The sequence below is a fragment of the Paraburkholderia sp. HC6.4b genome (genome assembly GCF_014200875.1).
Lineage (GTDB): Bacteria > Pseudomonadota > Gammaproteobacteria > Burkholderiales > Burkholderiaceae > Paraburkholderia > Paraburkholderia tuberum.
Window position 1 is genome coordinate 211403 of sequence record NZ_JACHDC010000003.1, and the last position, 20930, is coordinate 232332.

16 protein-coding genes are annotated in these 20930 nt (G+C 65.7%); 6 read left to right on the forward strand and 10 right to left on the reverse strand.

Going from position 1 to position 20930, the window contains the following annotated elements:
• The first annotated feature begins 202 nt into the window (after window positions 1-202).
• A complete protein-coding gene (locus HDG34_RS05475) occupies window positions 203-1612 on the forward strand; it encodes a nucleobase:cation symporter-2 family protein (RefSeq protein WP_184058294.1) in 1410 nt (469 codons plus the stop codon).
• 115 nt (window positions 1613-1727) lie between these two features.
• On the opposite strand, the gene HDG34_RS05480 is transcribed toward HDG34_RS05475, so the two are convergent.
• Genes HDG34_RS05480 through HDG34_RS05490 form a run of 3 tightly spaced genes read right to left on the reverse strand, consistent with a single transcriptional unit; the run spans window position 1728 to window position 7722 of the window.
• Window positions 1728-3248, reverse strand: a complete 1521-nt coding sequence (locus tag HDG34_RS05480) for an efflux transporter outer membrane subunit (protein ID WP_184058296.1) — start codon at window positions 3246-3248, stop codon at window positions 1728-1730.
• 1 nt (window position 3249) lies between these two features.
• On the reverse strand, window positions 3250-6480 hold the full coding sequence (locus HDG34_RS05485; RefSeq protein ID WP_184058298.1) for an efflux RND transporter permease subunit: 3231 nt from the start codon (window positions 6478-6480) through the stop codon (window positions 3250-3252).
• Between the two features lie 18 nt (window positions 6481-6498).
• Window positions 6499-7722, reverse strand: coding sequence for an efflux RND transporter periplasmic adaptor subunit (locus tag HDG34_RS05490; protein WP_184058300.1), 1224 nt, complete (start codon window positions 7720-7722; stop codon window positions 6499-6501).
• A gap of 428 nt (window positions 7723-8150) precedes the next feature.
• Here HDG34_RS05490 and HDG34_RS05495 point away from each other — a divergent pair, with 428 nt between their 5' ends.
• Window positions 8151-8792 (forward strand): TetR family transcriptional regulator, encoded by a 642-nt coding sequence (locus tag HDG34_RS05495; RefSeq protein WP_184058302.1) that lies wholly within the window; start codon window positions 8151-8153, stop codon window positions 8790-8792.
• Between the two features lie 92 nt (window positions 8793-8884).
• Here HDG34_RS05495 and HDG34_RS05500 read toward each other — a convergent pair whose 3' ends face one another.
• Window positions 8885-9523, reverse strand: a complete 639-nt coding sequence (locus HDG34_RS05500) for a cysteine hydrolase family protein (protein WP_184058304.1) — start codon at window positions 9521-9523, stop codon at window positions 8885-8887.
• Window positions 9524-9693: 170 nt separating this feature from the next.
• On the opposite strand from HDG34_RS05500, the gene HDG34_RS05505 reads away from it, so the two are divergent.
• Window positions 9694-10689, forward strand: a complete 996-nt coding sequence (locus HDG34_RS05505) for a helix-turn-helix domain-containing protein (protein ID WP_184058306.1) — start codon at window positions 9694-9696, stop codon at window positions 10687-10689.
• A 107-nt stretch (window positions 10690-10796) separates the two neighbouring features.
• On the opposite strand, the gene HDG34_RS05510 is transcribed toward HDG34_RS05505, so the two are convergent.
• The 6 genes from HDG34_RS05510 to HDG34_RS05535 form a co-directional block, all read right to left on the reverse strand.
• Complete coding sequence (locus HDG34_RS05510; RefSeq protein ID WP_018421687.1) at window positions 10797-11519, reverse strand: CoxG family protein; 723 nt, start codon at window positions 11517-11519, stop codon at window positions 10797-10799.
• Window positions 11520-11553: 34 nt separating this feature from the next.
• Window positions 11554-11934 (reverse strand): DUF427 domain-containing protein, encoded by a 381-nt coding sequence (locus tag HDG34_RS05515; RefSeq protein ID WP_184058309.1) that lies wholly within the window; start codon window positions 11932-11934, stop codon window positions 11554-11556.
• A 147-nt stretch (window positions 11935-12081) separates the two neighbouring features.
• A complete protein-coding gene (locus HDG34_RS05520; protein WP_184058311.1) occupies window positions 12082-12576 on the reverse strand; it encodes a carboxypeptidase regulatory-like domain-containing protein in 495 nt (164 codons plus the stop codon).
• A 278-nt stretch (window positions 12577-12854) separates the two neighbouring features.
• Entirely contained in the window at window positions 12855-14372 is a 1518-nt protein-coding gene (locus tag HDG34_RS05525; RefSeq protein WP_184058614.1) for a DegQ family serine endoprotease, read from the reverse strand.
• A 168-nt stretch (window positions 14373-14540) separates the two neighbouring features.
• The gene (locus tag HDG34_RS05530) at window positions 14541-15839 is read right to left on the reverse strand and encodes an ATP-binding protein (RefSeq protein WP_184058313.1); all 1299 of its coding nucleotides are present in this window, start codon (window positions 15837-15839) and stop codon (window positions 14541-14543) included.
• Window positions 15840-15843: 4 nt separating this feature from the next.
• A complete protein-coding gene (locus tag HDG34_RS05535; protein WP_027198735.1) occupies window positions 15844-16506 on the reverse strand; it encodes a response regulator in 663 nt (220 codons plus the stop codon).
• Between the two features lie 342 nt (window positions 16507-16848).
• Between HDG34_RS05535 and dacB the strand changes: the two genes are divergently transcribed.
• From dacB to HDG34_RS05550, 3 genes are all read left to right on the forward strand, one after another.
• Complete coding sequence (dacB, locus tag HDG34_RS05540; RefSeq protein ID WP_409259245.1) at window positions 16849-18411, forward strand: D-alanyl-D-alanine carboxypeptidase/D-alanyl-D-alanine-endopeptidase; 1563 nt, start codon at window positions 16849-16851, stop codon at window positions 18409-18411.
• Between the two features lie 188 nt (window positions 18412-18599).
• A complete protein-coding gene (locus HDG34_RS05545; protein WP_184058317.1) occupies window positions 18600-19517 on the forward strand; it encodes a sterol desaturase family protein in 918 nt (305 codons plus the stop codon).
• A gap of 95 nt (window positions 19518-19612) precedes the next feature.
• Window positions 19613-20836, forward strand: a complete 1224-nt coding sequence (locus HDG34_RS05550) for an SGNH/GDSL hydrolase family protein (protein ID WP_184058320.1) — start codon at window positions 19613-19615, stop codon at window positions 20834-20836.
• The last annotated feature ends 94 nt before the right edge of the window (window positions 20837-20930 follow it).

Consider the following 20930-nt stretch of genomic DNA (forward strand, 5'->3'; position numbering starts at 1 on the left):
CACCGCCCGCGGCCCCCACTGCATAGGGTTCTCTGGCATCCGACGGCCGATCCGTCCCACGCGTGGCTTTAATTTGCCTTTCAAAACAGGTCTCTGCATATCGCCGCCGGGAATGCCGGAATAGCCACGTATGGTCTTGTTGCGACTTTTCGTCCCCGATACCTTGGAGTCATCCCAAAACGAGATGGTGGAGACAGACGATATGCAAGCGAACACGGTTCACCCGTGCGACGAGCGCCTACCGGCGGGCCAGTTGCTCACTCTCGGCATCCAGCACGTGCTGGTCATGTACGCTGGCGCGGTCGCGGTGCCGCTGATCATCGGCGCGGCGCTGAAGCTGCCGAAAGACCAGGTCGCCTTCCTGATCAGCGCCGATCTGTTTTCCTGCGGCATCGCCACGCTGATCCAGACGCTCGGACTGTGGATCTTCGGCATCCGCCTGCCCGTCATCATGGGCTGCACGTTCGCGGCCGTCGGCCCGATGGTCGCGATCGGCACCAATCCTTCGCTCGGCATCCTCGACATCTTCGGCTCGACGATCGCGGCCGGCGTGATCGGCATTCTGCTCGCGCCCGCGGTCGGCAAGCTGTTGCGCTTCTTCCCGCCGGTCGTGATCGGCGTCGTGATTTCGGTGATCGGCCTGTCGCTGATGGAGGTCGGCATCAACTGGGCGGCCGGCGGTGTCGGCAATCCCGACTACGGCAATCCGGTCTATCTCGGCCTGGCGCTGCTCGTGCTGACGCTGATCCTGCTGATCAACAAGTTTGCCAAGGGGTTCGTCGCCAATATCTCGGTGCTGCTCGGCATCGTCGCGGGCTTCGCGATCGCGCTGATGCTCGGCCGCGTCAACCTGGACGGCGTCATGCACGCGCCGTGGGTCGGCTTCGTGATGCCGTTCCACTTCGGTCTGCCGCACTTCGATGCGCTGTCGATCGCGACGATGGTCACCGTGATGTTCGTCACGTTCATCGAATCGACCGGCATGTTTCTCGCGGTCGGCGACATGGTCGATCGTCCGGTCGATCAGAAAACGCTGGTGCGTGGCTTGCGCGTCGACGGTCTCGGCACGCTGATCGGTGGCATCTTCAACTCGTTCCCGCATACGTCGTTCTCGCAGAACGTCGGGTTGATCGGCGTGACCGGCGTGAAGAGCCGCTTCGTGTGCGCGATGGGCGGCGTGATCCTCGTGCTGCTCGGCCTCTTCCCGAAGATGGCGCAGGTGGTCGCGTCGGTGCCGGCGTTCGTGCTCGGCGGCGCGGGCATCGTGATGTTCGGCATGGTCGCGGCGAACGGCATCAAGGTGCTGTCGCGCGTCGACTTCGTGAGGAATCAGCACAACCTCTTCATCGTCGCGGTCAGCATCGGGCTCGGCCTCGTGCCGGTCGTCTCGCCGCACTTCTTCTCGCAACTGCCGCCGGCGTTGTCGCCGCTGCTACATAGCGGGATTCTGCTCGCGTCGGTGTCGGCGGTCGCGCTGAACCTGATCTTCAACGGCGTGAAGAGCGAGAAGAAGGCGAAGAGCGAGCTTCGCCGCGCCGGGCACGATCTCGACGCCAGCGCGGGCGGCGCACCGCAGAGCAACGAGATGCTGCGGGCGGCGGATCTGCATTGAGCTTTTGATGCAGCGATGATGCGGCGAGCGGCACCGAACGCCGCGAATCAACAAAAACGCCACGGCATGCCGTGGCGTTTTTGCTTCACTTCAGCGGTTCGTCGAGCCGCAGCGCTTAGCCTGCCGTCGCCGCCGAAGCCGCGACCGGTGCGCTCGCCGCACCGTAGTCGACCGGCGCGTCGGCGGGACGCGGCTGGTCGCCGTTGTGCTCGATCCAGCCGCCGCCGAGCGCCTGGTACAGCGTGACCAGGTTCTGCAGACGTTCCATGCGCGCGGTGACCAGCGCCTGCTGAGCCACGTACAACGAGGTCTGCGCGGTCAGCACCGAAAGATAGCTGTCGACACCGTTCGTATAACGGAGGGTCGACAGATCCAGCCGGCGCTGCTCGGCCGCGACATCCCGCTCGAGCGCCGCGATCTGCTCGTCGTACGTGCCGCGCGCGGCCAGTCCGTCCGCCACTTCGCGGAAGGCCGTCTGGATCGCCTTTTCATACGTGGCGATCTGCACGTTCTTCTCGATGTTGGCGAGATCGAGGTTGGCCATGTTCTGACCGCCCTCGAAGATCGGCAGCGTGATCGACGGCGCGAAGCTCCACGCCGCCGAACCCGGCTTGAACAGCCCGCCGAGCGTCGGGCTCAGCGTGCCGGCGCTGCCGGTCAGCGTGACCTTGGGGAAGAACGCGGCGCGCGCCGCGCCGATGTTCGCGTTGGCCGCGAGCAGATTTTCCTCGGCCTCCATGATGTCGGGACGGCGCGTCAGCAGATCGGACGGCAGGCCCGCCGGAATATCCGTGAGCAGGCTCTGGTCGCTCAGCGGCAGGCCTGGCGCAAGATCAGCCGGCAACGGCTCGCCGATCAGCAGCACCAGCGCGTTGTCAGCCTGAGCCCGCAAACGCATCTGCGCCTGCAGGTCCGCGCTCGCGGTTTCGACAACCGTTTGCGACTGGCGCAGATCGAGTTCCGAACCGGTGCCGTTGTCGAACTGCAGCTTGGTGATCCGAAACGACTCCTGCGCCGTCTTCAGCGTGTTCTGCGTGACCTTCAGCAGATCGTCCAGTTCGAGCACCGTCATGTACTGGTTCGCCACCTGCGACACCAGCGCGATTTCCGCGGACTTGCGCGCCTGCGCGGTGCCGAGGTACGTGGCCAACGCCTGATCCTTAAGGCTCTGCACGCGCCCGAAGAAGTCGATTTCCCACGACGCGTTCAAGCCCACCGAATACGTGTTGCTAATCGTCGGGCCGTTGGGCAACGCCAGCAGATCGCGCGGCGTGCGCTGCCGGCTTTGCGAAGCCGCGGCGTCGAGCGTCGGGAACAGGCCCGCGCGCACGATACGGTACTGCGCCGCCGACGCCTGCATGTTCAGCACCGACACACGCAGATCACGGTTGTTCTTCAGCGCGATTTCGATCAGCTGCTGCAGACGCGGATCGACGAAAAAGTCGCGCCAGCCGATGTCGCCGGCAGCCAGGCCGTTCGCGCCGCGCGCGCCCTGCGCGCCCGGCTGCTGGTCGTACACGCCGCCCGTCGGGAAAGTCGCCGTCACGGGCGCGGCGGGCCGCTGGTAGTGCGGCGCCAGCGTGCAACCCGCGGCGAGCAGCGCGACCGCTACTGCAATCAAAGAGTGTTTTTGCATCTCAATGCCCATCCTTGCCCGAGCCATTGCCATCCGACCCGTCGGTCGTGCCACCCGCCGCGCCGCCTTGCGGATCGTGCGGATGGTGCTGTTCATAGTGGCGCAGCGCCTCATCCGGGTCTTCCTTCTCACCGCCGAACTTCGCGCGAATCACGACGAAGAACATCGGGATCATGAAGATCGCGAGGAAGGTCGCCGTCAACATGCCGCCGATCACGCCGGTACCGATCGCGTGCTGGCTGGCCGACCCCGCGCCGTTACTGATCGCGAGCGGCAGCACGCCGAGAATGAACGCAAGCGAGGTCATCAGGATCGGACGCAACCGCAGACGCGCCGCTTCGAGCGCGGCTTCGATCGGTCCCATGCCTCCACCCTGCTGCAGTTCTCGCGCGAATTCCACGATCAGAATCGCGTTCTTCGCCGACAGACCCACGGTGGTCAGCAGACCCACCTGGAAGAACACGTCGTTCTCGAGCCCGCGCAGCGTCGCGGCCAGCAGTGCGCCGATCACGCCGAGCGGCACCACCATGATCACCGAGAACGGGATCGACCAGCTTTCATACAGCGCCGCGAGACACAGGAACACGACGAGAATCGAGATGCCGTACAGGATTGGCGCCTGCGAACCCGACTGACGCTCTTGCAGCGACAGACCCGTCCACTCGTAGCCGACTCCCGCCGGCAGCTTGGTGACGATCTGTTCCATCGCCGCCATCGCCTGACCGGTCGACTTGCCCGGCGCGGCCGCACCCTGGATTTCAACCGACGAAATACCGTTGTAGCGCTCGAGCTTCGGCGAACCGTAGGTCCACTCGGTGCTCGCGAAGGCCGAGAACGGCACCATCGCGCCCGCGCCGTTGCGCACGAACCAGGCATTCACGTCTTCCGGTTTCATCCGGAACGGTGCGTCGCCCTGCAGGTAAACCTTCTTGATCCGGCCGTCCGTGTCGAGGAAGTTGTTCACGTACGACGAGGCCCAAGCGATCGAGAACGTCTGGTCGATCGAGGCAAGCGACACGCCGAGCGCCGAAGCCTTCTCGTGGTCGATGCTCACCTTGAACTGCGGCGTATCGTTCAGGCCGTTCGGACGCACCTGCGCGAGCGTCGGATCTTTCGCCGCCAGACCGAGCAGCATGTTGCGCGCTTCCATCAGCTTCGCGTGACCGAGACCCCCGCGGTCCTGCAGCTGGAAGTCGAAGCCCGCCGCGGTGCCGAGTTCAGGAATCGACGGCGGATTGACCGGATACACGACCGCGTTCTTGTAGCTGCTGAAGTGCATGAACAGACGCCCAACCAGTGCCTGCACTTTCTGGTCCGCGTGCTGACGCTGCGCGTAGTCCTTCATCCGCACGAACACGAGACCCGCGTTCTGGCCACGACCCGCGAAGCTGAAGCCGTTCACCGTGAAGGTCGATTCGACGATCGCTTTCTCGTCGTTCAGCAGATAGTCCGACACGTCCTTCAGCGCGCGGGCGGTGGTTTCCTGCGTCGAGCCCGATGGCGTTTGCACCAGCACGAACATCGTGCCCTGGTCTTCGTCAGGCAGGAACGACTTCGGCAGACGCACGAACAGCAGCCCCACCGCGAAGATCACCACCATGTAGATGATGAGCCAGCGGCCCGAGCGCTTGATCACGTGGTGCACGCCCGAGTGGTATTTGTCGCGGCTGGTGTTGAAGGTACGGTTGAACCAGCCGAAGAAGCCGGTCGCTTTTTCGTGATGACCCTTCGGAATCGGCTTCAGGATCGTCGCGCACAGCGCCGGCGTCAGAACCAGCGCGACGAGCACGGACAGCACCATCGCCGCGACGATCGTCAGCGAGAACTGCCGGTAAATCGCACCCACCGAGCCGCCCGAGAACGCCACCGGCACGAACACCGCCGACAGCACGAGCGCCACGCCAACGAGCGCGCCGGTGATCTGGTCCATCGCCTTGCGGGTTGCTTCGCGAGGCGATAAGCCCTCCTCCTGCATCACCCGCTCGACGTTTTCCACCACCACGATCGCGTCGTCCACCAAAAGGCCGATCGCGAGCACGAGACCGAACATCGACAGCACGTTGATCGAGAAACCGACCACGCTCATGATCGCGAAGGTACCGAGCAGCACCACCGGCACCGCGATCGTCGGGATCAGCGTGGCGCGCAGGTTCTGCAGGAACAGGTACATGACGAGGAACACCAGCACGATACCTTCGAGCAGCGTCTTGACCACTTCCTCGATCGACAGGCGCACGAACGGCGTCGTGTCGTACGGGTACTGCACCACCAGACCGTGCGGGAAGTACTTCGACAGTTCGGCGATCTTCGTGCGCACCGCCTTCGCGGTGGCGAGCGCGTTCGCGCCCGTGGCCAGCTGGATACCGAAGCCTGCCGTCGGCTGACCGTTGTACTTGGTGTCGAAGTTGTAGTTTTCGCCGCCCAGTTCGACGCGCGCCACGTCGCGCAGACGCACCTGCGAGCCGTCCTGGTTCACCTTCAGCAGGATGTTGCCGAACTGCTCGGGCGTATTGAGCAGCGTGGCCTGCGTGATCGTGGCCTGCAGCACCTGCCCCGGCACCGACGGCGTACCGCCGAGCGAGCCGCCCGCGACCTGCACGTTTTGCGCCTGCAGCGCGGAGGAGACGTCGAGCGGCGTCAGGCCGAAGTTGTTCAGCTTGTTCGCGTCGAGCCAGATCCGCATCGCGTACTGCGAGCCGAACAGCGTCACCGTACCCACGCCGTCGATACGGCTGATCGGATCCTGAATGTTCGACGCCACGTAGTTCGCGAGGTCGTACTTGTTCATGCTGCCGTCGGTCGACACGAACGCCATCACCATCAGGAAGCTGCTGCTCGACTTCGTGACCTTGGTGCCGAGCTGCTGCACCGCTTGCGGAAGCAGCGGCGTGGCGAGCTGCAGCTTGTTTTGCACCTGCACCTGCGCGATGTCAGGGTTGGTGCCGGCCGCGAACGTCAGCGTGATGGTGGCCGTGCCTGAGTCGTCCGAGGTCGACGCGAGGTACAGCAGGTGGTCAAGACCACTCATCTGCTGCTCGATCACCTGCGTAACGGTGTTTTCCACCGTCTTCGCCGAAGCACCCGGATAGGTTGCGCTGATCTGGATGGACGGCGGCGCGATGGTCGGGTATTGCGCGATCGGCAGCGTGAACACCGACGCGATACCCGCGAGCATCAGGATGATGGCGATCACCCATGCAAAAATCGGGCGATCAATAAAGAACTTTGCCATGAGGCGGGCTCCCTGTTATTACGCGCCCGAAGCGGCGGAGGCAGGCTGAGCCGCGGGTTGACCTGTCTGGGCGCCGTTTGCGGCGGCCTCGGAAGCCGGGTTGCCGGGCAGCTGCGCCGGCACGGGCTTGACCTGCTGGCCGGGACGCGCCTTGTCGGTGCCCTGGACGACCACGCGGTCACCCGGCTTCAGGCCGTCCGAGACCACCCAGTACGAGCCGAAGGTGCCCGAGGTGACGAGCTGACGCAGCTCGACCTTGTTGTCGTTGCCGACGACGAGCGCGGTGGGCTGACCCTTCTGGTCGTGCGTGACGCCGACTTGCGGCACGATCAGCGCGTTCTGGTTGACGCCCTCGTCGATCTTCGCGCGCACGAACATGCCCGGCAGCAGCACGTGGTTCGGGTTCTTGAAGATCGCGCGCACCGTGACCGAGCCGGTGCCCTGGTCGACGGTCACGTCGGTGAACTGCAGCTTGCCCTTCTCGGAGTAGACGCGGCCGTCTTCCAGCACCAGCGTGACCTGCGCGGCGCCCGGGCCGGTCGTCTTGAGACGCCCTTCCTGCATGTCGCGGCGCAGCTTCAGACCTTCGAGGCTCGATTGCGTGAGGTCGGCGTACACCGGGTCGAGCTGCTGGACCGTGGCCATCAGCGTGGCCGCACTCTGCTGCACGAATGCGCCCGGCGTGACCTGCGACACGCCGATCCGGCCGGTCACGGGCGAGGTCACGTCGGTATAGCCGAGGTTGATCTGCGCGGTATCGACCGCGGCCTTGCCCGCGGCGACGTCGGCGGCGGCCTGGCCTTCGGCGGCGACCGCGTTGTCGTAGTCCTGCTTGCTGACCGCGTTCGCCGCGACCAGCACCTTGTAGCGATTGGCCTGCGCGGTGGTCGTCACCAGGTTCGCCTGCGCCTTCGCGAGCGATGCCTTCGCGTTGTTCAACGACGCGATGTACGGCGCCGGATCGATCTTGTACAGACGCTGGCCGGCCTTGACCTCACTACCCTCGGTGAACTCACGGCGCAACACGATGCCGTCGACCCGCGCGCGCACCTGCGCGACGAGGAAGGCACTGGTACGGCCGGGAAGTTCGGTGACGACGGGCACGGTCGTCGGCTGGAGGGTGACGACGCCGACTTCGGGCGTCTGTGGCGGCGGGGCAGATTGTTTTGGTCCGCACGCCGCCAGCAAGATGGCAGCCGTCGCGGCACTGATTAAGCGGAATGGAACCCGTTCGACGCGCATGGAGCGACCTCTGTCAAAGACTGAGTAATGAAAAAGTGCGCGCATCCCTACCCCGGGGACGACAGCGCACACAAGCGTCTCGCGACGCTCGACCGGAAGCCCATGGATGCAAACCTGCGCCTGCAGGGCACCCTGCTACGAATGCGCCATACCGGGGAATGCCGCGCAACGCCGCCGTTTGGCGGCCGCGAAAGCGCTTTCGAAAGGCAACAGTGACGGATATTAACCGCTCGTCACGGCTTGGGCTATCCGATCGTGGGGTGCTATTATATATACATTCATGAATGCATGTAAAAGTGCATTTATATCTTCCGAGGGTGGGGTACCGCAGATTCGCGTCGCAATTCGCTTCAGAAGTAGTCAAAGCGTCATCAGACTGACTTAAAACTGTCCGCATAAACCCCAGGATCAGCGCAGGCTACACCAATATGGTCAGAAGAACCAAAGAAGAGGCGCTGGAGACGCGCAACCGGATTCTCGACGCGGCCGAACTGGTCTTCTTCGAGAAGGGTGTATCGCGCACGTCGCTGGCCGATATCGCCCAGGCCGCGGGCGTCACGCGCGGCGCCATTTATTGGCATTTCGCGCATAAGAGCGAGCTGTTCACCGAAATGTTCGACCGCGTGCTGCTGCCGCTCGACGAACTGAAGGCGGCGTCGCTCGATCCCAACGAAGCTGACCCGCTCGGGCGACTGATGGAAGTCTGCATCGTCTGCCTGCGCGACACCGCCAACGATCCGCGCCGCCGCCGCGTGTTCGACATCCTGTTTCTGAAGTGCGAGCTGGTCGAAGACATGGGGCCGGTGATGGAACGGTATCAGACCAATATGCGCGAGGGGCTCGCGAAGATCGAGGGCGGTCTGCGCAATGCGATCTCCAAAGGCCAGATGCCCGCCGACCTCGACACGAAGCTTGCCGCGGCGATGGTCCACGCGTTCGTCGGCGGCTCGTTACGCGACATGCTGTTTTTGCCCGACGCGACCGACTTCGGCGCGCATGCGCAGCAGATGGTGGAAGCGATGTTCGACGCCTTGCGCCTGAGTCCGGCGTTGCGCAGGAAGGCGGCGTAGAAGGCGCGCGAGGGTGACGGATTGGAACAGCGGGCGGTTCGGTGAACCGCCCGTTTCTGTTTTTGGACCGGACCACCGCCCCTGCGCCGGGTTCAGGCAACCGCCCGGCGCGCTCGCGCCGCCTGATTCGACGCATAGATGTTGCCGCGATCGAGCGGCGCGCCGCTCTTTAGCGCCGCGATCCATTGATCGGTGCTCGCGACCGCCGCGAAGCGCGACTGCAGCACCACGCTGAACACGCGATGAATCTCCTCCGCGCTCGCGAAGCCCGCGCTGTTTTCATACGGCACCGAGCCGGTTGCGTCGTGCAGGAACTCGACGGCGAGGCCAGCATGCACCGCGTGGTTGATCGTCGAGGCATCGCAATTGTGGGTCATGTAGCCGGTGACGCTCAGCGTATCGATCTGCCGGGCGGCGAGCCAGTCGCCCAGATCGGTCCCAGCGAATGCGCTCGGCAGCGACTTCTCGACGAAATGATCATGAGCGCGCGAGCTCACGACCGTGTGCAGTTCCGCGCCCGCGCTGCCGCGCGCGAACAGCGGCGAGGTGGCGGGCGCAACGTTCTGCACGATCACGACCGGCACGCTGGCGGCGCGCGCTGCATCGATCGCGCGACCGATGTTGGCGAGCGACGTGCGCACGTCCGGAAATTCGATCGGCAGGTCGCCGCTCACGTATTCGTTCTGCACGTCGATGACGATCAGCGCACGGCGCGGCGCGGGTGTGCTCATGGCAAGGCTCCTTGTCAGAAAAAGCGGTCGATGGTGCGCGCCCAGCGCGGTGGCCGCGGCGCAACGGCAATGACGGCATTGTTGCTCCGCTGCCCGCCTGTCGACAGCGGCCCGAATGTCAACCTTCGCTAGAATCGGGCCATACTTATGGCTTTCATGAGGCGCCCGGCATGACCACCTTCGCATCTTCCGACGACGTCTCCGATCAGGCGCCGCGCCACGTCGTCGCCGTCGTCGCGTTCGACCGCATCAGCCCGTTCCATCTGTCGGTTCCGTGCGTCGTGTTCGGCGAGGACCGTCGCGGCGGCGGTGTTCCCGACTTCGACTTCCGCGTCTGCGCCGCGGAGACAGGCGCGCTGGCGACGACCGCGGGCTTTTCGATCGCGGTCATACACGGACTCGAAGCGCTTGCCGACGCGCAGACGATCATCGTGCCGAGCTGGCGCGATCCCGCCGAAACCCCGCCCGCCGCGCTGCTCGACGCGCTGAGGGCCGCGCATGCGCGCGGCGCGCTGCTCGTCGGCCTGTGCCTCGGCGCTTTCGTGCTGGCCGCCGCGGGCATCCTCGATGGACGGCCCGCTTCGACGCACTGGGCCTGGGCCGACGACTTCGCGCGCCGCTACCCGCGCGTGCGGCTCGACGCCGACGTGCTGTACGTCGACGACGGCAACGTGCTGACCTCGGCCGGCACCGCCGCCGGCCTCGACTGCTGCCTCCATGTGCTGCGCAAGATCTGCGGCGCGCGGGTGGCGAACCACGTCGCGCGCCGGCTCGTCGTATCGCCGCATCGCCAGGGCGGCCAGGCGCAATACGTGCAGCAGCCGATGCCGCCGAACCCGCGCGGCGATCGCCTGTCCGGCCTGCTCGACTGGGTGAGCGGCAACCTGGCCGCGCCGCATACGCTCGACACGCTCGCCGCGCGCGCGTTGATGAGCCGCCGCACCTTCACGCGGCGCTTCCGGCTCGCGACCGGCACCACCGTCGGCGCGTGGCTGCTCGCGCAGCGGCTCGCGCGTGCGCAACAGCTGCTGGAAAGCACCGACGGGTCGGTCGAAGCGATCGCGGCGAGCGCCGGATTCGGCTCGGCCGCATCGCTGCGGCAGCATTTCGCGGACGCGTTTCGCACGTCGCCGAGCGCTTGGCGGCGGGAGTTTCGCGGGGATTAGATGAAGGCGGCGGGAGCACCGCTATTTCGTAGTGCGTCACCGGGATTTCGTAGTCGCGCGGGATGTTTGTCGCGCGTTCCATCAGGGGCTGCGCGCGGCTCGCGGCCTCAATGCTCGCTGAACCAGCGCGCGACATACAACAATAGTGCGACCAGAAAGATCATCCCGGCCCACGCCCAGTACGGCACGACATGCTGACCGGGCTCGTGATGCGACCAGCTATGCGACGCGCTCGCCGCGCGCCCCGACAGCGCATGGCTGTGCTCGATGCGCGCTCGCCGCGCGATGCCGCCGAGCGTGATCGGCCGCAAAAACACGTACTGGCGACGCGGCGCCGTGCCACGCGCGCGGTTCGGCCCTTTGCCGTGCTTGGCGCGCACGACGGCGTCGAACTCGGCGAAAAAATCGTCGGCGATCTGACGCAAGGCGTTCTCGAGCTGGCGCGTCGGCAGCTCGGCTAGCGGTCCCGACGACGTTGCCCACAGTGTGTAGTCGATGCGCGTGCCGCGCTCCCGCCCCTCGTCCGCGCGCAAACGCACTTCGATCTGACCGCGCAACGCGCCGATGCCCTCGGCCAAGGCCTTGAAGTTGATGGTGCGGCGCTGCGCGTCCGCCGGGCCGGAATCCTGGCCGGCGACGTGCGCGCGCGCCTGATAATGCGCGCGCAACGGGCCGAGCGGCACGGTCATCGTCAGCGCGTATTCGCCGTGGGCGAGACGCACGAACGACTCGCAGTTGTCGAGGCTGGCACGCAACAGCGCGAGGTCCTGCAACGCGTCCCAGACCTCGGACGGCGCCAGCGGAATCCGTAACGCGTCGTTCAGTTCCATGACAACCTCCCCGATGAACGCGCCGACTGCGGGATCAGGACGTCTGATCGATGCGGTCGACGCGCGATGCGTAAAAAGCGAGATAGCCCTTGATGCGACTGACCGGCTCGAACGGCGCCTCGTAGCACCACACCGCGTTCTCGATCACGCCATCTTCGGTGCGCAGATGGAAGTACGACGCGTCGCCCTTGAACGGGCAATGCGACGTGTGCGTCGAGCGTTCGAGCCGGGCCATGTTCACGTGCTCGCGCGGGAAATAGAACACGTCGGCGAGGCCGGTCTCCGATAGCGTCAGCGCGGCCTTGGTGTCGGCCATCGTCACGCCGCCGTGAATCACGCGCACGCGGTGACCGTTGTCGCGGATCACGATGGTATGGCCGTCCAGCCGTCCCGCAGATGTCGACGCATCGCTCATGTCCAGGCTCCGTGATGGGGTGGGTGCTGCACTGCCGGCTGTTGCCGCCGGAACGGCAAAGCCACGGGAGCGGCCCGTGGCTTCATTATCGGCCAAACTTCGGCCGATTGCGCAAGCTTACTGCGCGGCGGCGGACCGATCGACCCGTTACTTCGCGTTCCAGATGAACGCGGATTTGACGTTGCCGTGCGCCGGCACGCTAACCGAGCGGGTTTGCTCGCTGTCGTTGTATTTCGCGTGCACCGTATAGCGGCCGGGGCTCAAGCGCACCAGCATGAACGGTCCGCGCGACGTCGTGTTCAGCACTTCGCCGTTATGGGCATCGACGATACGCACGTGCACATCCGCGAGAAACTCGGCGTTGGGTCCGGTGAAGCGCAACGTCAGTGGCCACTGGCTTTGCGCTTGTCGCAACGCCCGCGATTCGTCGAGGCCGACGCCGCCCGACACGTACGACACGTCGCCCTGCTGCTGGACTTGCGGCAGACCGCCGCCGTTGGTGTTGCCCGCGCTGGTGTTGTCGGTCGTCGAGCCACCGGTCACGCCCGCCTGCTGCGCGTACGCACCGCCCGCCAGTCCGAGCGCGAGCGCCGCGCACAGCGCGACGGCTACGATCCTTTGCTGATTGCGTTGGGTTTTCATCGGTTCGCTCTCCTTGTTGCAGTCCTTGCCCAGTCCCCGAACAGGCCCAAATCAAGGTCGAAGCAACCTGCGTGCCAACCATCCGGTTGCGTCGACTGGACATGCGCGACCGTGGCAACAAGCCGCGTGGCGCGTTTCGCCCTGTCCGCGCTGCTCGCCGTAGCACGGGGCGGACAGGCGAAAAAAAACCGGTCCTTGCAGTAAATGCAAAGGACCGGCAATCGCTACTACAGCTCAAACTGGGATGGGCGATCCGTTCGAACCGCCCGGATACTGGATCAGCCGAGATCTACGGGCACGAAAATCTGCGCGTTATCCCGCTGGATCAGCAGCGCAATGCTGTTGCCTGCGCCCGAAATCATCTGCTTCAGCTGATCGATGTTCGTGACCGGACGGCCATTGACCGCGAGAATCACGTCGCCCGCCTGGATGCCGGCGCTCGCCGCCGCGCCGCCTGCCTGCTGCACGAGCAGACCGTGCGACACCGACGCGCTGCTCTTCTCTTCCGGCGTCAGCGGCCGCACCGCGACGCCGAGACGGCCTTGCAACTGGGTCTGCTGATCGGTCTTGTTCGCCGACGCAACCTTTGCGTCCGAGAACGAGCCGATCGTCACCTTCACGTCCTTGCTGGCCTTGTCACGCCACACTTTCAGCGTGGCCGAGCTGCCCGGCGCGAGACCTGCGATCTTCGCCGGCAGATCCGTCGAATCGCTCACTTCGTCGCCATTCACCGACAGGATCACGTCGCCCGGCTGCAAGCCAGCCTTGGCCGCTGGCCCGTTGGCGTCGACCGAGCTGACCAGCGCGCCTTGCGGCTTCTGCATGCCGAACGACTCGGCGAGCGTCTGGTTCAAGCCTTGTACTGCGACGCCGAGGCGGCCGCGGCTCACGTGACCGGTCTTGACGAGATCGTCTTTGACCTTGATCGCCTCGTTGATCGGGATCGCGAACGACAGGCCCTGGAAGCCGCCCGTCTGCGAGTAGATCATCGAGTTGATGCCGATCACTTCGCCTTGCAGATTAAAGAGCGGACCGCCCGAGTTGCCAGGGTTCACCGGCACATCGGTCTGGATGAACGGCGTGTAGTTCTCGTTAGGCAGCGAACGCGACTTCGCGCTGATGATGCCCGAGGTCACGGTGTTGTCGAAGCCGTACGGTGAGCCGATCGCGACGACCCACTGACCAACCTTGCTTTGGCGCGGATCGCCAATCTTCACCGTCGGCAGATCGCTCGCGTTGATCTTCAGCACGGCGACGTCGGACTGCTTGTCGGCACCGACCACCTTCGCCTTGAATTCGCGCTTGTCGGTGAGCTTCACGGTGACGACGTTCGCGCCATCGACCACGTGCGCGTTCGTCAGAATGTAGCCGTCATTGCTGATGATGAAGCCCGAGCCGAGGCTCGCGCTCGGCTGGTCGGGCGCGTCTCCGCCGTCGCCGCCCTGCATGCCGGGCACGCCGCCGAAGAACCGCTTGTAGAACTGATAGAACGGATCGTTCGGATCGATCGGCAGCTGGTTGCCGTTGAGGTTGCCGCCATTACCACGCATCGCGGTTTGCTTGACCACGTGCTTCGCGCTGATGTTGACGACGGCCGGACCGTAGGTCTCGACGAGCCCGGAGAAATCGGGGATACCGGTTTTGGCGGCTGCTTCGGCTGGCATCATCGCGGCGGCTTGCGCCGGCGAGATGATCTGCGGTGCTGGCACGTCGCGATGGCCCGCCACATAGCCGGCTGAAAGCGCAGCGGCCACAGCTACCGCAACGGCGCCGCGGGACAAGGTTTTCGCGTTCATCATGAGCTCCTGACTGGACAAAGTGACTTTGGATGTCGAGGAGCGTAAGGGGCATCACTTAAAAGAGTCTTAAGCAGCGCCAGATCATGGGAACCTTATCGGACCGGCCGCTACGGACCGCCGCGTCAGCACGAACGCCAGCGTTGGCCGAACAGTAAATCACCATGATCAGAAGCGTACGATGACCTGCAAACCACCGGCCGGCGAGTCATCGAGCGACACTTGCGCATGATGTTGGGTGGCGATCCGACGCACGATCGCGAGACCGAGGCCGCTGCCCGCCACGTCGGTGCGCGCGCGATTCGCGCCCGCTCCCGCGCGATAGAACCGGTCGAACACGCGCTCGCGATCGGCGGGATCGATACCGGGGCCGCTATCGGCGATCCGCACGACCGGATGGCCGTCCTCGACACGCAGGCTGACGTCGACGCGGCCGCCACGCGGCGTGTACTTGGTCGCGTTGTCGACGAGGTTGTTGAACATCACGCGCAGCGCTTCGGCGTCGCCGGTCACGCTGGCGGCCTCGCTCGCCTCGATGCCGAGGTCGACGCCGCGATTCATCGCGAGCGGCGCGTAGGTCGCGACGCACTCCTGCAGCAGCTCGCGCAGATCGAGCATCACTGCGCCGGCGGCGCCGTCCGGCTCGGCGCGCGCGAGCGCGAGCAGTTGCTCGGCGAGGCGCGTCGCGCGCGTGACACCGGCCTGCAGATCGACGAGCGCCTCGCTGCGGGCTGTGTCGTCCTTCGCGCGCGCGACCAGTTGCGCCTGAATCTGTACCGCGGCGAGCGGCGTGCGCAATTCGTGCGCGGCATCGGCGACGAACGCCTTCTGGATATCGAGCGCGGTCGCGAGCCGCTGCAGCAGCCCGTTCAGCGCACGCACGAGCGGCCGCACTTCGAGCGGCAGGCGCTGATCAGGCAATGGATCCAGCGCTTCGGGATGACGGGTGTCGAGCGCGCTCGTCACGCGCCGCAGCGGCCGCAGCCCGCGACCGACGATCACCCATACCGCGAGTCCGAGCAGCGGCAGCAGCACGATCAGCGGCCACAGCGTGCGCAGCGCGACATTGGCGGCGAGCCGGTTGCGCACCGACAGCGGCTGCGCGAGCTGCACGACGTTGTCGCCGACGATCGCGCCATATACGCGCCATTCGCCGCGGTCGGTGCGCTCGGTCGAAAAACCGAGTTCGGCGCGCGGCGCGAGCGGCGCACGCGGCCGCGAGTAATACATCAGCATGCCGTTGCGGTTCCAGATCTGCAGCACGATGCCCTCGTCGCCGGTATCGCGGCCGAGCACCTGCGAGAACGGTTCCGCCGGCAGCGCCGCGGCGATCTGCTCGAGCTGGTAGTCGAACAGCTCGTTCGCTTCGGCGAGTGCCTGCCGGTAGATCAGCCAGCCCGCGATGCCGACGCCGAGCAGCACGAGCGCGAGCAGCCAGAACAACAGTTGTCGGCGAATCGAGCGCATCGGCTCAGGCGTCCTTCGCGATCATGTAGCCAAGCCCGCGAACGTTGCGGATCAGATCGGCGCCGAGCTTCTTGCGCAGCGCGTGGATATAGACCTCGACAGTGTTGCTGCCGATCTCCTCGCCCCAGCCATACATCTTTTCCTCTAGCTGGCTCTTGGACAGCACCGCGCCGGGTCGCGCGAGCAGCGCCTCGAGCAGCGCGAATTCGCGCGCGGATAGCGCGACCAGGGCGCCATCGAGCGTCACCTGGTGCGACGCGGGATCGAGGGTCAAATTGCCGTGGCGAATCGTCGAATCGCTGCGGCCGGACTGGCGCCGGATCAGTGCGCGCATCCGCGCACCGAGCTCGTCGAGATCGAAAGGTTTGACAAGGTAATCGTCAGCGCCGGCGTCGAGGCCCTTGACACGATCGGCGACCGCGTCGCGCGCGGTGACGATCAGCACCGGCAGCGCATGGCCGCGCGCACGCAGTGCGCGCAGCACCTCGAGACCGTCGCGCTTAGGCAGACCGAGGTCGAGCAACGCGAGGTCGTAAGGCTGGGCCGCCGCCGCGCGCAGCGCCGCTTCGCCGTCCTCGACCCAATCGACGGCGAAGCCTTCGCCGCGCAGCGCCTTGCGCACGCCTTCGGCGATCATCCGGTCATCTTCGACTAGCAGGATGCGCATGGTTGTCCGTTCCAAAACATTCGATGATGCCGCATTCTAGCGCCCGCTTCCGACCCGTGCGGCGTGTGGCGCTTTTTTCACCGCAGCCTCGCGGGATGTCACTACAATGGGCGCTTTGCGTCGCGCGACGGCCGTCGGGTAGACCGCGGCGCGCTACCGCGCCGTCAAGGCGCCCAGCTTGCCGTTCCATCGTCCCGCGCACGGCGCACGCCGCTCGCCGCACACCTTGAAATCCTGCTCATCCGTTTGCCCGTTCACCCGTTCATGACGCACCCTTTTCTGTCTTCCGTCGCACGCCGTATGGCGCTGCGCTCGCGCCGTATGTTCGATCGCGCAGCCTTCATGCCTAACCGTGTCGTGCCGAGCGCGGCCGTCTGGCTCTGCGCCGCCGCGCTCGGCGCAGGCACGCTGCTGCCGCTGACGGGGGAGGCACGCGTCAAGGCCACGCATCCGAGCGTCAACGTCACGACGGTACTGCCGCAGCCGGTGATGGTCGGTCTGCAGCGCGCGCACGTGCCGTTGTCGTCGATCAGCGTGGTCGTCGAAAAGGTCGGCGATCGCACGCCGATCCTCGCGCTGAACGCCGGCAAGCCGATGATGCCCGCCTCGACGATGAAGCTCGTCACCACCTACGCGGGCCTGTCGATCCTCGGTCCCGGTTACCGCTGGCGCACCAGCGCGTACGCGGACGGCCCGCTCGACGCGAGCGGCGTGCTGCACGGCAATCTGTACATCCAGGGCACCGGCGACCCGAAGCTCGTGCCCGAAGAACTGATCGACCTCGTGCAGAAGATTCACAAGGCGGGCATCAACGGTATCGACGGCGCGCTGGTGCTCGACAAGCGCTACTTCGATCCGTCGACTCGCGACCTGCCCGCGTTCGACGACGACGTGAACGCGCCATACAACGTCGGCCCCGATCCGCTGCTGTACGCGTTCAAATCGCTGTCGTTCACGCTGACGCCGTCGCCCGATGGCACGGTAGCGATCGACGTGCTGCCCGCGCTCGCGCAACTACGCATCGACAACCAGCTGCGTGCGACGAGCGGCCCATGCCGGGGCGAGCTGCCGACGCCGACCGTCACGCCGGAGCCTGACGGCACGCTCGTCGCGTCGTTCATCGGCGACTTTCCGGTGCGCTGCGACGCGCGCACGATCAACGTCGCCGTGCTCGATCACTCGACGTTCTTCGCGCGCGGCTTCCTCGCGCTGTGGCAGCAAACCGGCGGCACATTCACGGGCGCGACCCGCGAAGGCGCGGTGCCCGCCGGCGCGAAGCTCGTCGCCAGGCACGAGGGGCCGATGCTGTCGGACATCGTTCGCGACATCAACAAGTTCAGCAACAACACGATGGCACGCAACCTGTTCCTGACAATCGGCGCCGCCGAGGAAAGGCCGCCCGCCACGCCCGCGAAAGCCGCGCACGCGGTCGAAGCTTTCCTGACGCGCGACAGCCTGAACACCGAATACCTGTCGCTCGATAACGGCTCGGGCCTGTCGCGCGACGAACACATCACCGCGCTCGCGCTCGCCGATGTTCTGCAACGCGCGAACGCGAGCCCAGTCGCGCAGGTGTTCGTCGACTCGCTGCCGATCGCCGGTGTCGACGGCACGATGCGCAATCGCCTGACCAGCCAGGGCGCGGGCGGCAACGCGCACATCAAGACCGGCACGCTGCGCGACGTACGCGCGATCGCCGGCTACGTCGCGTCGGCCGACGGCAACAGTTATGTCGTCGTCAGCCTGATCAACGATCCGCATTCGGAAGCGGCGCGCGCCGCGCACGACGCGCTGCTCGAATGGGTGTACGAAGGCCCGTCGCAGGGCTTTACGAAGATTTCCGCGCCCATCGAGGAAGCGCGCGAGAAGCCCAGGAAAAACCCGCGCAAGCGCGGCAGCCACTGAGTATTCCTTCTAGCGATGCCGCGCGCGGCAAGCTCCTAACCGTGTACGCTGTCGGGCAGCATGCGGCGCGCGACATCACGGGCTTGCCGCGCAGGGCGCCGGTCGTGCAGACCGCGCGACCTCACGAACGATAACGACACCACCCGCCGCGTACCGAGCGGCGGGCAGGGACCAGGAAGGGAGACAAGATGCAATTCGATGCCGAATTGCTGCTGCTCGCCATGGCGCCCGTCTTTCTTGCCTGCATCGGCTGGGAGGCGTGGCACGTGAGCCGCACGCGCCCGGCCGAGCGGCTCTACAGCTGGCGCGACACGCTGTGCAACGCCGCGCTCGCGCTGCTGCAGCAGGCCGCCGACAAGCTCGCGTGGCTCGCGATCATCCCTGTCTACGCGTTTTTCTACGAGCATTACCGCATTCATACATGGCCGGCGACATGGCTGTCGTTCGTCGTGCTGTTCGTCGCGCAGGACCTGCTCTATTACGTCTTTCATCGCTGCAGTCATCGCGTGCGCTGGCTGTGGGCCGCCCACGTCGTGCATCACTCGTCGGAGCGGATGAATTTTTCGACCGCGTTCCGCCAGAGCCTGATGTACCCGATCGCCGGCATGTGGGTGTTCTGGATTCCGCTCGCCATTGCTGGCTTTGCTCCGAAGCAGATCGTCGCGATCGTGCTGATCAATCTCGGCTTCCAGTTCTTCGTGCACACGCAGGCGATCGGCAAGCTCGGCTGGCTCGAATACGTGTTCAATACGCCGTCGATCCATCGCGTGCATCATGCGCGCAACGATCGCTACATCGATCGCAATTACGCAGGTGTACTGGTGATCTGGGATCGCCTGCTCGGCAGCTACGTCGAAGAAGATCCGCACGAGGCGCCGCGGTACGGCATCGTCGAGCCGCTGCACACGTACAACCCACTGAAGGCGACGTTTCACGAATGGGCATCGATGGCCGCCGACTTCGCGAGCGTGCGCGGCTGGCGCAACAAATGGCGTGCGCTGTTCGCGCCGCCCGCCTGGGCCGCCGCTTATCATGCGCAGCGCGCGCAGGGAGCCGGCTTGAACTCAAACCATACGGTCGCGCTTCGGACATCGCGCAGGCCGTAGAAGATTCTGTAAGCTGTCGTCACGCCGCCAACGCGGTGGACGCCGCCTGCAACACATGGCATCAAGGGCCACACATACGAGGAGATGCAGTCAACATGAATCAAACCGCTTCGAAGAAACAGCAATGGTTGCGCGTCACGCAGATCGCAGTGGCGAGCGCAGCGTTCGCCGCGCTCGCGGCATGCGGCGGTGGCAGCGACAACAATAGTTCGAGCAGCAGCAACACGCCGCCGGGGGGCGTCACGCTGCAGGTCGTGTCATTCGGCGACAGCCTGTCGGATGTCGGCACATACATGCCGGCGGTCCAGGCGAACGTCGGCACGGGCGGCGGCCGCTTCACGACGAATCCGGGTGAGGTTTGGACGCAGAAGGTCGCCGAGTACTACGGCGGCACGCTCACCGCCGCGTACGTCGGCGGCTTCGGCATGCCGCTCACCGCGACGGGCGGCCTCGGTTACGCGCAGGGCGGCTCGCGTGTCGATCTGCAGCCGGGCGAAGGCTACGCGCCGAACAACATGGCCGCGACGACGGTGCCGGTCACGACGCAGGTCGCCGAGTATCTGGCCGGGCACAATAACAGCTTCAATTCGAACCAGCTCGTGCTGATGAACGGCGGCGCGAACGACATCTTCGTCGCGGTCCAAGCGGTCTCGGCTGCCGGAACGGCAGCGGCGACGCAGGCGCTCCTGAACGGCGGTACCCCGGCCGACGCGCAGACGGCGGCCGCCGCCGCGTCGCAGACGGCCACGCTGGCCGCGCTGCAGGACATCACCACCGCGGCGACCACGTTCGTCGGCACGGTGCAGAAGGTCGTCGCGTCGGGCGCGACGCACGTGGTGGTGTCGGACGTGCCGGACATCGCGCAGACGCCGCAAGGTCTCGCCGCGGGCGCGCAAGGCCAGGCGCTCATCAACGCGCTCGTCAAGACCTACAACGGCGTGCTGCAGCAAGGCCTCGCGTCGAGCAAGCAGGTCATCTACGTGAGCGCATTCGCGTGGATCGACCAGACGTTGCAGAACTATCAGTCGCTCGGTTTCACCGTGTCGAATACGGGCACCGCGTGTAACCTGACGTCGATGGCCCAAAGCGCGACCACGTACGCGACGAACAATCCGAGCGTGCTCGCCTCCGGCCAGACGGCGGCGGACTTCGGCAGCGCGCTTGCGTCGTCGCTGTTCTGCTCGCCGCAAACCTACACGGTGGCCGGCGCAGACCAGAGCTACATGTTCGCCGACCTCGTGCATCCGACCACGCATCTGCAAGCGCTGTTCGCACAGCAGGTCGAGACGCAGATCGCTGCTAGCGGGCTTGGCAAGTAACGCGGCGTTGGCCGTGGGGTTAGCGGTATTCACATGACAGCTAACCGGCGTCGCTAAGGCTGGCTAGATGGCAAAAGGCCCGGCTCGTTGAACG